This is a genomic window from Pseudomonas azadiae (genome assembly GCF_019145355.1).
GTDB classification, from domain to species: domain Bacteria; phylum Pseudomonadota; class Gammaproteobacteria; order Pseudomonadales; family Pseudomonadaceae; genus Aquipseudomonas; species Aquipseudomonas azadiae.
In genome coordinates this window covers 1,594,470-1,610,351 of record NZ_JAHSTY010000001.1, presented here as the reverse complement: position 1 = coordinate 1,610,351, position 15,882 = coordinate 1,594,470, and the positions used below count along the sequence as shown (strand labels likewise).

Sequence of the window (15,882 nt, the reverse complement as noted above, 5' to 3'; positions counted from 1 at the left end):
CGCTATCTCCTCGCGCGGGCAAGGATATCTCGATGCCGGTCCATGCGCTGCGGGAAAAACACTCCGTCGATCTGGTACATGACGAGGCGCCAGTCACCACGTCCGCCAGCGGTGCCTTCAAAAGATGTGATGTCCAGTGTATGAATGGCGCGTAGCGTTCTCTGTTTGCCGGGCACGTGGGCGATGTTTTGATCCTGTTCGGTATCGTGAGCGTATTTATGGTAGCCAGCAGCCGATAGCGAACCTGCGAATGCCTCGAGCGCGTCGGTGATTTTGCCGCGTTGGGTCTCGTCCAACTCAAGGAAGTGCGGGCTGAGAAAAAACTGGTCAGTGTTGATGTTGGCCCCCCTTGGGCCGCTGGTGGTGCTGTTTGCGGTCGGTTGTACCACTTCCTCCACGGCGGCGATGCGTTCGGCTTTCTTGCGCGAAACTGTCGTCGTCGCGCCGACCTCAAACGGCGAGTAGGCGACCGGGGCGGCGATTTTTTTGCTGGGCGGTGGAGGCGCGTCGCGCAGTCTGATGGACGGCAGCCCGTTGGCGACTTGTTTTTGCAATCTGGCGTCGTTGGCGTTGGACAAGTCAGTGGCGTGTTGCAGGTTTTTAGGCACGTAAGCGAGTACCGAGCCATCGGTCAGTTTTCGCACTTGCAGCGTCTCGGCGCTGGTTAATTTTTTACTGAATGCTTGAAGGCGTTTCAGTTCATCGGGGTGCAGGTCAAAGTCCAACGAGGGGAGCGCGCGTTCCTGCGCTGCTGGCGCTGCCTGTTTGAAGTAGGCGAGTGCCGCTGCTGCCAGCCCCGCCCCTAATAACGTCGTTGCGCCGCCGATCAAATAGGCGAAGTCGGTATTCAACCCTTGTTTGTCGACGTTGTTGATCGGATTGTTGTGCACCATGCAATACAGGTTGGGCCCATCTGCCGTGCCGCCGGGGTCCGGGCTTATCCAGCAACTCAGCCAGGGTGCGTAATAGCGCGCACCGTAGTAGTAGAGGCCACTGCGGTCACGCTGCTTGCCGTTGTGGCGGTGCGTCTTGCCGTTGGCGTCTACCTCGGAGCGTGCGGCCCAGCAGGCCGTTCCGCCATAAGGGTAATAGTCCTCGTGGCTGATCAACTGCGCGGCACCGTCCAATTCGATCAGGCAGGACTCCTGATGGTCAGTGAGGCTAAAGCGCAAGGCATCCTGTTCGACTCCGGCGGGTGGTACTTGCGGCCAATGCAGGCAGCGCACCTGGCTGGTGCCTGCCTGCAGGGTGATCACATGCAGTACTTCGTGGCCTTGCTCAGTGTGCACTTCGAGGTCAGGCACGTAGTGCTGTTTGTGCAGGCGGGTGCTGGATGCAGCCTGAGCACTGTGCCATTTGCGCAAGCGCATTCCCTGGCTGTCATAGTCGTACTGTTCAAAATCATCTTCGCCTTGCGGGCGTTGCAGCAGGGTAACGCGGTGAAGCTGGTCGCGGGGGGTCCAGAGCAAGGGGTGGACGCCGGGTTGCAGTGTTTGCACATTACCGCCGGCGTCATAGTCGAATGCGTTTGCCGGCGCATCACCTCGCGTCCAACTGACGGCGCGATTGCTGGCCGGGTCGATCGTGGTGACACAGGTGTGACCCTGCCCGGCGACCGGGCTGGTGTGCACCAGCTTGATAAGGTTACCGCCGTTGTCATAGGTGTAATGCCGGGTATAGTGGCTGCGCCGCGTGAGATCAATGGGTGTGATGAGCGTGGGCAACTGCGGCTGGGTGGTGGCACCCACGGCTTCAAGGCCGGTCGCAGTGATCAATTGTCTGAGACTGTCGTAGGTAAAGTAACGCACGCCCTCGACGCGTCGATTGGCGATGTGCCGTGCGCCTTGAGTAGCGTCGTCCACGGCAATCACATTGCCGACCGGGTCGTAGTCGTAGCTCATGTCCTGCAGGCGCTGATGATCTTTCTTCGAGGACAGGTGCATTATCCGTCCGTCGGCAGGGTGGAAGGTCAGACGGTTGACTACTCCATTGCCTGCCGTATGCCCTTGCTGCCGATCCAAGGCATCGTAGTGCAAATCGTCGACGATGATGCGCGCGGCAGCGGCGTGCTTGAGTTGCAGGGATAAGCGTTTGAGCTGGCCGGCGATGTTGAGTGCATAGAACTGGCGATGGCCTTTGGCATCGGTTTGTACAATCACTTGATTCATGGCGTTGTATTGCCAGTGGGTCGTATAAGGCGTCGGTTCCAGAGCGCTGCGTGCTGCCTTGAGGTCACCAGCCCAGTCCACCGGGTCCAGTGTCAGGAGGAAGCTGCGCGACTGGCTCAGCGGTGCGCGGGTCAATGCGTAGTCGGGGGTGTTGAGTAAACCGGCTGGATCATAGTGATGGATTACCTGCCCACACTGATTATGGGCGGCCGACTGTGGTGAATTATCACCGTAGACCAGTCGCTCAATGGTTCTGCGGGGTTGGGACCGCGCGGTTTGATGGCAGGCGACGGGGCGCAGTTGCGTATCGTATTCGTTCTGCCAATGACTGCCGCGCTGATCCCAGTGGTGCAGCACCTGCCGTGCTTCACTCAATAGGTGCAGTTGCCAGCCGGCGTCGACATTCTGGCTCAGCAGGCGCGCACCGTTGAGGCTGTAGCGATTGGTCTGATTGGGTGCGCCTGCCGGTAGGCGTGGGTCTTGCTCCGCGGCCAACTGCCCGGCGGCGTCGAAGCGTCGGCGATGAATGCGCGTCTGGCTAAGCGTGTCATGGGGCAGTCGGCAGTACTGCACCTGCCTGACGTTCAAGCCGCGACTGTCGACCACGCTGAGACTGGGGGTAGCGATGTTCATGGCGCTAGCGCTTGAGTTCGCGGGGTTGCCGCTGTTTGGTTGGCGGGGCATCGAACAAGTCGTTTTCATCGAACATCACGTTGTTCCAGAGCCAATACCAAATCTCCCGGCGCAGAGGCCGTTGCTGCGGCGGATCCCCTTGCAGCATTGTTTTGGCCAGCAGGGTGCTGACAAGACGGCCCCGGGCATCGTAAAAATGTTGGTCGTGCAGGGCGTGTGCGCGCATCGACCGATCATCAATATAACTCCACCGGTCGGCGAAATAGGATCGGTATTCCCGCACCGGCAACCCCTTGTTGTTGTATTCGACGGGTTGGCTCACCCACCAGCGCCGTGGCACTTCTGCGACTTGGGGAGTGCCGTCGGGGTTGAGTAGCAATTGGCCTTGGTCATCGACCAACCAGGCCGCGCCCCGTTCGACTTCCCGCTTGGTTTGCAGGTGTCGACCAAAGCCATCCAGGCAGGTGATGGTCGCGCGAATCTGCGCCCTCTGCCCCGGGGTATCGGGGTACTGATCCGACACCAGGGTCAAGGTGTTCACCGGTTCCCGGCGTGCCGCGTGAATATAGCGTTTGAGCGCCTGCTCATTGACGCTAAGGGTCTGCACATTGTCCAGGTAGCGGCGGGCCCGGTCGTAAAAATGCCCGCTGGGCAAAATAAAGCCCGCTTCGATGGCCCATGCGCGCCACTCGGAAGTGTGGGGGAGTGAATCGGGGATTTGCCCCATCCAGCAGAACAGGTCCCAGAACCCGGCGCTGGCGAACTTGCCAATAGCGCTCTCCTTGTTCGCCAGTGCGGTGGCCGGGGTTCGGTCCGGCGGCGCCTCGTAGCGTTCAAGCGCCTGAAAACCTGTGGCGACACCCCGCTCGGTGCCATGGAAGGTGGTAATGTACGGTTCGCCGAAAGCGCTGTAACGCGCTTGCTGGATATTGCGATTGGGGTCTTCGATAGTGGTGGGCAGCAGGGTGCGATAGTCGATGTCGAGGGTGCGAGTGGTACACCCATCCGGCAAGCGCACCTCAGTGACCAGGCATTGATACTTATCGTAGGTGAAGCGGGTTTCGCCATGGCTGCGGGTTTCGCGGTAGCTGAGCAGGTGATGAAACCCGCTGGCATAGATCGGGAATCCGGTTTGCAGAGACCACAAATAGTTCTTCGCGTCATTGCTGGCGGGCAGCTTTGCAACGGTAGGCAGGAACAGGTCCATGATGTGGTAACCGGCTTGTGGCGATTGGAGCAAGGCCATCAGGTCGAAGGCGTTGTCGGCGTCCTTGAGTCGGTCAAAGGCTTGCAGGGCGGTTGCGTCCAGCTCGGCGTGTTCGTGGTAGGCCGTCAGTGCCTCGAATGTCGACCTGCCCGCAGGGAGGACTTGAGCGTTGGACGGGTCCATGTAGAACTGTCGGGACAAGCCACCGAGCACTGACAGATTCGCCCATTCGCCGTCGTCCCGGCTCCAATGCAGCACGTTTTCATGGCTGATGTCCTCGGGGGCCAACGCTGCTTTTTCCAGCGTCAGAAAGTTGCTGCGCTGCAAGTAGGGCAGGTTCAGGCGCCAGGCTTCGACGTCGGCGTGTTCGGCTCCCTGGTGGTGGATAAATTGCGCTTTGTCCTGCTGCAAATGCCAGGTTTGCTGAGCTTCGTCGTGAGCGTCCCGCCACCAGCGTCGCTGATGTTGGTCGCTGAAGGGCGGTGCATCGTCGACGACCTTGCGCCGGGGATAGTGCACGGTCATGGTGCGTGTGGCATTGCCAAATTGATCCCACTCCAGGCTCAACGCATGTTGGCAGAGCGGATCATCCGGAATCTGCGGTTCATACTGATAGCTGCGTGTTTCCACCACGAGTGGCATTACTATCGCGTAGGGCTGATTATTGCCTCGGGGGCGCTGTACGCTGACCCGGTAGCGGTAGTCAACGACAGTATAGGGAACGGCATCGGCGGGCAGGTCGTCGGCGTTTGACACTTCGGTGCGCAGCGTTCGGCCGCTCAAGCTGCGCGCTATATCGCGCGCGAGCAGCGGGTCGGTGACCATGGCCTGGTCATTGTGCAGTAATGTCGGCTTCAGAGGACTGACCAACGGGTCGTGGGCACTGAAGCCCTGAGTGCCTCGGTCGATGCTTTCGCCAGTATGGAACCATGTTTTAGTCAACACCGGAGCGCTGAAACCTGTCTGCGCACGTTCGGCTTCCGAGGCTTCGGTATCGCCCTGCAGCAACAGCCCAAAGCCGCGAAACTCTCGTTCAACCCCATCGTGATAACCTTCGCGATAGGTGAACGTCTGGGTCAAGCGATTTTCAGTGACCTCGTCAATCAGTACCAACTGTTTGACCAGTTGCACCACCAGCGGCAGGCGCGCCACCGGCGGCAGGCTGCCTGCAACGCGCGGTGCCTGTTTTTCGTCGAGCCATTCCTGAGCCGAGCTGCGGTAAATCAACTGCGTGCTGGAGCCCATATTGTTGCAGCTGGCGTTCATCAGATAAGGCTTGGCGCCGTTGAGGTCGAGGTGCCAGTGCCGGGGAGTGAGAAGAGGGGAGGATACGATCAGGCTGCTGCGACCACTGCCATACAGGTCCGCTGTGCTGACCTGGCAGGATCGGTCATAGCGCATGCCGGCGGGCCAGGGCAGCTCGGAGGGCGTTGCGGGGTAGCCGTTCCCGGCCTGGTTCATGAACACCAGGATGGCGTCGTAGGTCAGGTAGAGCAGGTCTGCCGCACCGCTGCCATCCAGGTCGGCGAGAAGGACCTGTGATGCATTGAAGGTCTCGGACGCGAAAGGCAGTGCGGACCATACAAAACCGTCGCCGAAGCGCCCGCCACCCAGGCTCGGCCAGCATTTGATTTCATTACTTCGGATACGCACCAACTGCACGCTCGCGCAACCCAACAAATCGCTGAACGCCACCAGCTCGGTCTGACTGTCGCTGAATATGGGCAGTTCATCCCGGCTGTCTGAATCGGCCGGGTGAGGCACATCGATGCCCCGGGCGAACCCGGCGTCGCGCTGGTTGGCGTACAGCCGCACGCTACGTGGGCCGATCAACGTGATGTCGCTCAGCCCCGTGCCGATCAGGTCTGCCATCTGAGCCGACGGCTCAAGCAGTTCGTTGGGAAGCGCTTCGAAGGGCACGAAGTTCGACCACTCGCGGTTTGGGGAAAGGGTGAAAAAGCCCTTCAGTCCCGGGGCTGCTATCACCCAGTCGAGTTTTCCGTTACCCGTCAGATCGGTCAGCGACTGGTACCACCGCTGGCGGCTGTTCGCTACAGGAGTGCGCTCCAGTCTTTGCCACGGGCTGTAGCTCACTGCGTCGCTTGCGGCTGTATCACGCAGCGGTTCGCGGTAGTACCAGGCACCTTCGACTCGGTAAAGCATCCCCGGCAGTCCTTCGCCGTAGAGATCAACCAGGTGCAATTCTGGCGTGTCATCGGGTGCGGCAAGCGGTTTCCACTGTGCGCCATGCAGGGTAAATTCGTTGTAGTGATATTCCGTCGGTGGCCGACTTTCCACCTGGCCGAGGCTGTCATAGGCCTGGACGTGAAATGCGCTCAGCAGGCTATAACCGAGCGAACTTTGTCGGTACTCCAGCAAAAGTCGTTGAGTCAGTACCGGTATTGGCCCCAGGTCATCAGGGAAGTGATGAAACATCAGCACCTGTCGGCACAGGCGCCGAGTGCCCAGTTCAAAACCGTAGGCATAGTTCCAGAACGGATCGCTGCGTGTTTGCCAAACCTGGCTTTGCGCGTAACTGGGGGGGACTTGCAGGTCGGTACTGCGCTGGGCGTAATCGAAGACCAGTTGAAAATGCCAGAGCTGGTTCTTCCAACTGTTTTCCTTCCATGCATAAAGATGTGGGAAGGCAATGCTATTGCCATAACACACGCGCTTGAGATAACGCTGCGAGCGATAGTCGCGCAGTTGCGGCGGCGCGGGAACGTCCGTCTCGGCCATATACTCGTAGACGATATGTTGGGCGCTGGCGTCCATGCTTTCGCAAAGCAACCAGGCCCCCACCTGGTCCGGGTTTTGTGTATTGAACCTGCGTGACTCTCGGGTTTTGCCGTAGATATGCAAGCTGCCATCCGACGAATGAACCAGCCAAAATCCGGCGAGATCGCTTGGGGCGGACCAATGCTCGATCAGCGCATGGTCGCCTTCCACCCTGGGCCAGTGGCGCACTATCTGGTATTGCGTGCCGAGGCTTTCACCCCGGTAGCTTGAGGCCTGCCTGGCAATGAGCGCGCCGTCCTCGGACCGCTCAGGCATCCACACATCGCCGCTGGGCCCCATGATCTGATCACTGCCGTCATACCGTGGCGTTCCCTGTGATGTGCGCAGCGAAATCTCATGCTGCGGTAACCCCCAGCCCATGCCGAATGTGCTGTTGCCGCTCTGGCTGGCGTAGGCCAGCCAGAGCTTCGGCGCGTAACCCCGGCCGGGGGAAATGGGTAAGGCAATGCTTTGGCTGGCCTCGCCACGGGTGCCCACAGGTGCCCAACCTTTTCCGATGCTCTGGATTGCACCGCCCATCTTGGGCAGGGCGGGAGGGTCGATGTGCAGGGGGGGTGGCGGGTTCATAAGCCTGCACTCGATCGCGCGGTGTAGCTGAGGTGGATGATGACGTCTTGCAGTGAGTCGATGATCGACTGCGCGGCTTGAGGGTTAGGGATCGTCAGGCTCCAGTGTGAAACCGCACCGGTGTATTCGAAAGGCAGGTAGCGTTCGTCCTGATAGTTGTATTGGAACTGGCCGTCATCGTTGAGCCCGTGGGACAACGCGATCTGCTGTTGCGCCCTTAGATTGACCTTGGTGTTGGCTCCCGATGTCGCGGACATTTCGACCTTGCTGGAAAGTTGGGTCAGCAAAACGCAGAGATCCTGATACGGCCCCAGCAGGGCAGGGAACGATACGCTGACGGTCTTGATCCGGCGCAGATAGTGCTGTTGGCCCGTGTAGTCAGCGTCAAACATCGCCTGCGTCAATTCGAACTCACAGCGCCCTGCCTGCAAAGCCTGCTTGATCTGTTCCCAGGTTTTATTCACGGTGGAGGCGCCATCCTTGGCCTTGAGGTCTCGCAATGACACGGTTTTGCGGATTTCCAGATCACGCCGGTGCTGCTGGACGTATTCGCGGTACATCTGTTGCAGGTTCATGTTAAGCGTTTCGCCGGCGCCCAAGCCACGGTAGCTGCTGTTCCATGCGCCCGGATGTACGAAAGTTTGGTTGAACTGGCCCATTTCATATTGCCAGCAGGCTTCGGCTGACTGACACAAGGATTGCGCGTTGTTAAACGCGGTGTAATAGAAGTTGGAAAACTTGCTGTTGAGCCATTCGTAGGTCTGCGATCGGCTGAACCGATTGTTGCTCAGCAGAAAATCGTGGGTCTGGCGGGCCGAATCCAGCGCGGCTTGTGCCTGGCGAACCTGAAGGCGGGTAGCCGTGTGCTGGGCTTGCAACGCGGCTATTTGCGCCGTGCACTGCTCTGCTTCACGTTTGGCCTGGTCACGTGCATGTGTCCACTCCTGGTAACGTCGCCGGTATTGCTCATGGGTGCTCAGGGTTTCGGCAGCCCCGTGCTGTACGGTTGCAGACGCTTGCAGAAGATACATGGGCGCCTGCACGGTCCCTTCCAGGCGTTGACCGCCGACGACCATGCCGTACATGTTCGGCGGTACTTTGAGCGTTTCGGCGTATAAGCCCAGCATGCTGGCGGCGGCCTCGGCCATGCGTGCGTTGAGATGCAAGGCACTTGCCTTTTTCTCCGCAGCAGTCACACCTTCATGGAGCAACCCTTCGTAATAGTCGATGCGGCCCTGGATGATGGCTTGGGTGGCCAGGAGCGCTTGCTCGTTGGCTTCGTCGGTGCTGACTGCCTGGGCTTGAATATCCAGCGCGATCTTCGCCAGGCCCCAAGCCTGCTGCTGCTGCAGTTCCAGATACTGAGCCTGCTCTTTGCGCTCAATCAGCGACAGCAGCGTCGAACCGAACTGAATCACGCTTTGCACCGCGTTTTGCGCCAAGGCAAACATGAAGCTGAAACGGTAATGAGGAATCTGCGGACTCAGCAAGCGACTCATTCCGTTGCCGGATAGCCCTTGAGCTTGCATGCTCAGCAAGGCACGCGGGTCTGCCGGTGCCGCAAACAACGGCAGGTTCAGTGGGTTACCGGCAATGTCCAGGTTATGTCGCAGGTTGTACAGGCGGTTTTCCGCCTGATTCCAGCGTCGGATGAGTTCGGGGTTGAAAGGCTTGCGCAGGTACGGGTTGTTAATGCTCGACAGTGACGAATCGCGCTTGGAGGGGCGCAGACACAGCAGCGGGGCAACCGGTGAGGAGGGCGGCGGGCCGAGGCGCTGGGGTGGGGAGCGTTCCAACTGCGCCTGGGTGGTAATCAGTCGCTGCTCGAACGCGCGCAGATGGGGATTATTCGTTGTGGTCAGCGTCTCCAGCGTGATGGGCGTCCAGTGATCGGCTTGCCGGACATCCGGGCGCGGGCCCAGCAAGTCGAGCACGTGGGTGTAACGCAACTTGGCCTCCGCCAGGCCGTCCGGGGTTAATTCCTGATACGCCGCATCGCCCTGGTTAAGTTCGATGTCGATGTAGAGCCCGTACAAGGCTTTGCGAAAGTGCACAGGAAAGGCCAGTGCAATTCGGTGTGGATCGTCTGGATACATAACCGCCTGGCTGGGGTCTGACGGCAACGGCCAGATGCTCTCTTCCAGAGGGACTGACTGCCAGTAACCGGGGTGGCCCGACGTGTTGCTTTGCCTGGAGGGGTCGAAGACAAACGCCAGCCAACGCTTGGCTTCGGCGTACTGCTGTTCTTGATTGAGACGGTGGGCCACCAGCCACGGCAAGTACAGAAAGAGCTCCAGGAAGTACAGGTAGTAGCCTCCTGTAAAGTCCATGGGCTCCAGTCCTTGATTGGGTTCAATGGCAGGCTCGGGCAAGTGCTGGGTGTCCCAACTGAGCAGCGCGTCCATACCGTTGTCTGCCAGTTCGATCAGGTGCCTCACGAACGTGGTGTTCATGCGGATCGGCGCCCGGAACGTGCCCGTTGGATGGCGAACGTCACTGAACTGGATGCTTGAACCCGTAAAGTCGATAAATTGCGCTTTGCCCAACGACCGGCTATTGCCCTGGGACGGGTCCAGCAAGCTGTTAATGCTGGGCGCAATTTGTAACTGCGTACCGAGTTCGGCGCCCCACGTGAACGTTGCGGTTTTTAATGCGCCGCCCACCAATGTTGGCTGGATGGGTAAGAGCGATGCGCGGGTCTCATAAATCAACACGCCATAAATAAGCGGGATTTCCAGCTCACTTTGTTCCGATGGCCATTGCACCGGCCATCCATCCGGTTGATAAGTCGACTGGTCGATGGAGAAGGCGTAGCGTGTCACCGAGTCCTTGCTCAGGCGGGACACAATATTGCTCAGATAGAGCGTGCTTATTTGCTCAAATTTCATCGCTGGGGTCGTCGCCTGGACGTCCAAAGGATGACCGATGAACATCCTGTAGCTGAAGGGACCCGAGGTGGTGCGATTAATGTTATTGCTGAACACAAGCTTTCCATTCGGCGAATGACGAACAAAGCCCGCTTGGGCCTTACCCAGCTCTGCGAGCAAATGCAACTTGACTCTTTTGCCTTCCAGCGAGGCGTATTCTCCCGCCGCTGTCGAAGGCACCGAAAATTTGGACGTTCCGGTATGTTCGAGAATCAGTTTCCCAGCCAAATAACTGCCCACGACGACCATTTCATATGTAGCGGCGGGCTGGACGAAAAAATCATTGCCTTTGGGCAGCAACATTGATCCCGGCAATAACGTACAGGCGCCTTTATGCAGACTGCCTAGATCGAAGATCAGTACCAGGGTCAACCGCTCGCGGGTTTTCGCATCGTCTTCATAAAATGAGAGCAGCTCCGTTCGGATGTTGTCGAACCCCTCGCCAAGCGTGAGTGTCAACTCGATGTTGGAACTGTCTCGGTCGTAAACGATATCGAGGTCTTTCTCAAGCGTTTTGATCCGCGATTGCCAGCCGTTGTAGTTCCACATATCCGACGGCGCTGCCGGCGCGCCGTCTACGACGGAGCCAAAAACAGGTACGCTGGACGGCAACCAGAACTGGCAGCGATGCTCATTTTTAAGGTCACTGGCAAACAGGTGACCGATCAGCAACACATGCGCCCGGCTGTCGTTGGAATCTTCCTGCTCTGTACCGGGGGCAATATCGGGAACCACGGCATTGACGGGGAACAGCGAGGTGACCTCGAAATTTTTGTCGATGCGCACGGTTCTTAGGAAGTCGTACTGGTCTTTATCGCCGGTCTCATCGTCGTCTTTTCGGTAGCCGCTGTAGACCATCAAAAACAGTGACTCGGGTGAGGTGGAGTGGTCGTATACAGCGACGGTATGGGTTTGCGCGGCGATCTCGTCCGGCGTCTTCGCCACCAGTGTCTCAGTCTTGCAGTAGTGCTCCACGTAAACTCTTGGGGTGCTCCAACTGCCGTTGTATTTCATATAGCTGGCGTAGAGACGGAATAGAGGATAGGCCTTCACACTGTCCTGTAGACGGGGCGCGCGTTCTTCGGCGGGCAAGGTATTGGTTTCGGAAAATTCCACCTGTGCCCAGACCACGAACAATCGGTTATTGAACCAGCACGGCCGAATGGTATGTTCCAGGATTTTGTCGGAAATGGGCACATTGGCTCTTTGCCAATCTGTCCACGCATGGGGTAACGGCTTGTCGTATTTAGGCGGCATCTTGCCGGGTTGCTCTGCCGGAGCAATCAGCGGCCGCTCACGCATGTCCAGTGTGCGCCAATAGACCGCATTTTCCGCAGGCGACCGTGCGACGAAATGATAGGTGCTGTTGGCGAAGTCCTCGCCGTCGATATAGGCATTGCAAATGCGCAGGTTGGCCACTTCTTCGAACCGGGCCAGGTAGCCCAGTACTGCTGCCTGAATGGTTTGTGGCTCGATGCGCGCCTGTGTGATGTCGTCTTCCAGCTGCGCGAAGTGTTCGGTCTTGGTTAAGCGCAACGTGGGGTCCAGATAGGTATCCGGAAAGTTGTGCAACTGTTGGAGTGCGGTCCAGGTCGAGTAGCGATTCAAGCCTGCCTGCCAGGTATGGAGTTGTTCCGGGCTCAGGCTGTCGTCACTGTAACCGGGCTCCATATTCAGCATGAGGCTGTTGACCAGTTGCTGCACGCTGGCGATGGCGCAGGCGACCGGGCTGGTGGGCACGTTTTGGCTAACCAGAACATCCAGCAACCAGTATTCGTAGAGGTCGGCAGGGGTCTGGATGCGGTCAACCATGTTTTGCTGAATAAGGTACGCATCGTTGGGCACGGCTTCGTGCAAATACAATGCAAGCATCGCGTCTCGCAGGGATTCATTGAGAGGTGCGTCGAAAAAGGTCGTCATCATTGCTCCTCGAAAGCAGGCAAGTGTCGGTTACGCCATGCCGTCGCCGACAACAGCTGCTTCGCCGACGGTCTTCCAATCGGTCAAGCTGCTGCTCGCGTTGAGCGCAGTGGCCTGGAGCAGATTCTGCGCCGACAGCCCGCTGGCCGCGCAGGTCTCCTGGCATCGGCGTATCCAGTCCACTTGCTCCATGGACGTGGCAATGCCATCCGGCAGTAAGGTGGCCAGGTTCTCGATCTCTATGGAGGTCCAGTTCAGCAGCGTTGCCAACTCTGCGTTGGCCGCCGTACTCACGCGTTTGCGCTGGGTTTTGTTTTTACGCTTCGCCGCCGGCGGGTTGGCAAGGCTGAAGTAACTGAGCAGGCTATCCTCGGGTTGGCTTTGCGCCTGCTGCCAGGCGCTGAAACGCTCCAACAGATAGAGGTCTGCGAGTGAGGGTTCGCTATTGGTAATGGGGTACGCCCCCAGCCATTGCGGGTTGAGCACAAACGTGCGCAATGCTCGGTTGCTTAGTCGCAGTTGCACGACGATTTCGGCATGCCGTGAGACCCGCTGGAACTGCTCGATCAGTTCCGGACCATCACCCTGAGCGTCTAGCAGGATGCTGAACACCGAAGTATTGGCCCAATGAGCCACCGCAACGGCGCGATCAACGGGCAGTTGTGTGGTTTCCTGGAGCAGCGTCGCCAACAGGTGGACTTGGTGATCGTGGGTGTCGAGCAGCAGGGCGATAAGTTTCGCCTTGCTGGCCTGCTTGACGCCGGGAGCGAGCTTTTGCGCCGCGAGCAAGTTGTCCAGCGAGCGGCCGAGCCAATTCATGGGCTCATCAGTGAAGGTCATTTGATCAAGCCCGATCAGCAAACCGGTGGCATTCAGCACGTTGAAGCTGGTCAGCAAGGTAAACCAGTCGAGCGGCTGATCGTCATCGTTTGTGGCGGGTAGGTTCAATGTTGAAATCTGGGATTGCGTCACCACTTTGCGCCCGACATCCACCTGAAGCGTGGTCAGCCTGGTACGCAGGTCGTCGCTTAACTGTTCGGCTTCAACCTGGGGGCGGCGTGCGCCGTCATGGGGCTGCATCAGTGGGATATTCGGTCCCAGGCGCCGCTGCAACTGCGCGACCGTTTGTTTGCTTTCGACAAGCCACTGGGCGGCCCAGCACAGTTGCATCAGCACATCGAGAATATCCGCGTTGTTATTTCCCGTCTGCGAACCCAGTTGGCCACTGGCCAACTGGGTTTTGAAATGTTGCCCGCCGAGCAGGTTGGCCAGGGTCAGTAGTTCGGCCACGGTATAGCCAAAAAAACGGGCGATGCGCGCCTGGCGAAATAATGATGAAACGGTATTCAAGTCAAGTTTGAGTGATCCCAGCCACCGTTGGGTTTGCGCGGCGATCAGCCCCAGGGAATCGCCCGTGGGTTGCAAGCCAAGACCTGCGCACAGTTGCATCACAGTCTTGCGGTGAGCGGGATCGGTCAGGTTGAACGCTGCCTGGGTAAGGACCAGTGGGCTGTCGAACACGAGCACCTCGTTGAACACCTTATCGAACAGAGCTTTATCGTCTTTGTTATTGGTGTAGGGCGTGAGGTGGTGCATCAGCGCGGCAAACTCTTCGGGGTCGATGCCATAGCGCTGATCGAGAAAGTGATACACGCCCAACGCGCGCAAGGTGTTGTCGTTGGGCTCGAGGCTCAAGTTGGTTTTGACTTCTGCGCGCATGGCGTTGATGACCAGGGTGTCGAGTTTTGCAAAGGGTATTTTCGTCCAGCGCTGCAAGCGAATCATGCGTTGCAGGCGATCAAGGCGATCAAGGGAGGTCAAGGTCAGGCGCCAGATCTTTTTATCTCCAAATTCGAAGGGCTGCAGGTCCATGGCATTGTCGAATTGTTCATACTGGTGTGGCACGGTGGTTGCCAAGGTGCTGGCAGTGTAGTTGTCACTGCCCACGCCATTGATGTAGCAGGCGCCGTAGTGGTTGGCGTGGGGAAAAGCCCGCCCCAGGTTACCGAGGAGGCCCGCACTTTGCGCGTTTGTGCTGGGGCAGTTGGGCGACAGGCGAACCTCGAATCCCCGGCGTGAGAACAGCATCTCCACTTCTTGGGCATGCAGGCCGGTGTGTTGCATGAAGGTATCCAGGTTCGCCAATAAACCGGTATCCGTCGTGGAGATATCAACCCCAAAGGTGCTTGTGAAGTAGTTTTTTTGCACGTCGCTGAGTTGATATTCCTCGTCCAGCGTGAGGGTCACGCGACGCCTGGCTTTACTCAGTGGATGCGCGACCGTGCCGCTGAGCAGGAGCATATCGAAGGTAGCGTTGTAGCCTGCTGGTGTCAGTGGTGGTAACGCTGAGTGCGTCCTGATGTGGACACACACGGTCGCCCGTGAGGCAGCGTGCAAGTGGTTGAACCGATAAGTAGTGTTATTGACGGCCGCGCCACTGGCAAAGAACATCGGCACAATTTGTTTATCGGAATGCCCGGCCCGTTCAAATGTAATAGGGACTGTATTGGTCCCGCTGGAAGTTGAGACTGGAGCGGTTACGGCTGGAGAGCCGACGCCCACCGCCGCCTGCCCGTCCGGCAGTACATATCCCGTCGGCATAGGCGCATGCGGGCTCAAATGACAGTTCCCCGGGCTTTTCCAGTTCACTGTCAAATCATTGCGATTGAGATAAAAATGACTGAACGGCGCTGCTGCTGTCAGCAAACGCTGCTGCTGCGGGCTCAGCCCTGTCATCAACTGTTGTGCCTGCGCCGCAGGTTGCTGCACCGCGCCGTAGGCGTTGCCGGCATCCTGGGTGATTGGTAACTTCAGGCTGATTCGGTAATTCAACAGCCCCAGGCCGGGTTTGGTGCCGGACAACCCCAGCAGGCATTGGTGGTGATAAAAGTTATAAGGCAACGCGAAAGGGTACTGACGTTCGCTTAGCACCGCAGGTAATGCCTTGCCTTTGTCCGCCGGCACTGTTTGCAGGTACGCGAGCAGATTGCGGGTGAGCACATCGTTGACGATTTCCAGCATGGGCTGCGGGGTAAAGGTGCTCTCGGGGGTAATCAGCAGGGACTTGAGGTCGGGACGACGCCTGTCGAGCAACAGGCGGGCAGGGTCTGTACTGGTACTTTCCAATTGGCCCACGAACACCTTCAAGGCACTCAGGTAAGCGGCAGGCGAATCATCGGCACCCACCGCACCGGGCCGGCAGAAGTTATCCCAATCTTCTGCGAACAGAGCGGAAAAAATTGGGCCTTGCGGGGCCATGGCGCGCACGCCGCTGCGCGCGTCGAGCGCCTGGGACGTCGTGGAGGATGTTTGGTGTTCGCGGTATAGCCGAGCAATCAGGGTGGTATAAGCCACGGCATTGTCGTAGGCCTGTGCGCCATTTGCATCACTGAACCTGGCCAGTTGTCGGACGAAATCAGCCTTGGACATCAGTGCAATGTCGAAGACCGACGACACACCGATTTTTTTCATCGCTGCTTCAAACGTGACACGATTTTTGCGGCGATTGCCGGTCGAGGAGACGAGGGCGTCGAGGAGGGTGTTTTGCTTGACGGTCATCCCGCATTCCCCAGAGTGAGCCATTCAGTGGCGGGCGTACGGCGTCAATCTAGTACGAAAGGGCCATTGCGTAACCTGTCAAAGTTGACAGGTGCGCAGGCTT

General features: G+C 58.6%; 4 protein-coding genes. All 4 read right to left on the bottom strand.

What is annotated here, in order from left to right; genetic code table 11:
* Positions 1-2 precede the first annotated feature (2 nt).
* Genes KVG91_RS07250 through KVG91_RS07235 form a run of 4 tightly spaced genes read right to left on the bottom strand, consistent with a single transcriptional unit; the run spans position 3 to position 15,779 of the window.
* On the bottom strand, positions 3-2,801 hold the full coding sequence (locus KVG91_RS07250; protein ID WP_169377399.1) for an RHS repeat-associated core domain-containing protein: 2,799 nt from the start codon (positions 2,799-2,801) through the stop codon (positions 3-5).
* 4 nt (positions 2,802-2,805) lie between these two features.
* Positions 2,806-7,374, bottom strand: a complete 4,569-nt coding sequence (locus KVG91_RS07245) for a SpvB/TcaC N-terminal domain-containing protein (protein ID WP_169377400.1) — start codon at positions 7,372-7,374, stop codon at positions 2,806-2,808.
* On the bottom strand, positions 7,371-12,221 hold the full coding sequence (locus KVG91_RS07240) for a Tc toxin subunit A-related protein (protein ID WP_169377401.1): 4,851 nt from the start codon (positions 12,219-12,221) through the stop codon (positions 7,371-7,373). The genes KVG91_RS07245 and KVG91_RS07240 overlap by 4 nt, the downstream gene beginning before the upstream one ends.
* A 30-nt stretch (positions 12,222-12,251) precedes the next feature.
* Positions 12,252-15,779 (bottom strand): Tc toxin subunit A, encoded by a 3,528-nt coding sequence (locus KVG91_RS07235; protein WP_169377402.1) that lies wholly within the window; start codon positions 15,777-15,779, stop codon positions 12,252-12,254.
* Between the last annotated feature and the right edge of the window lie 103 nt (positions 15,780-15,882).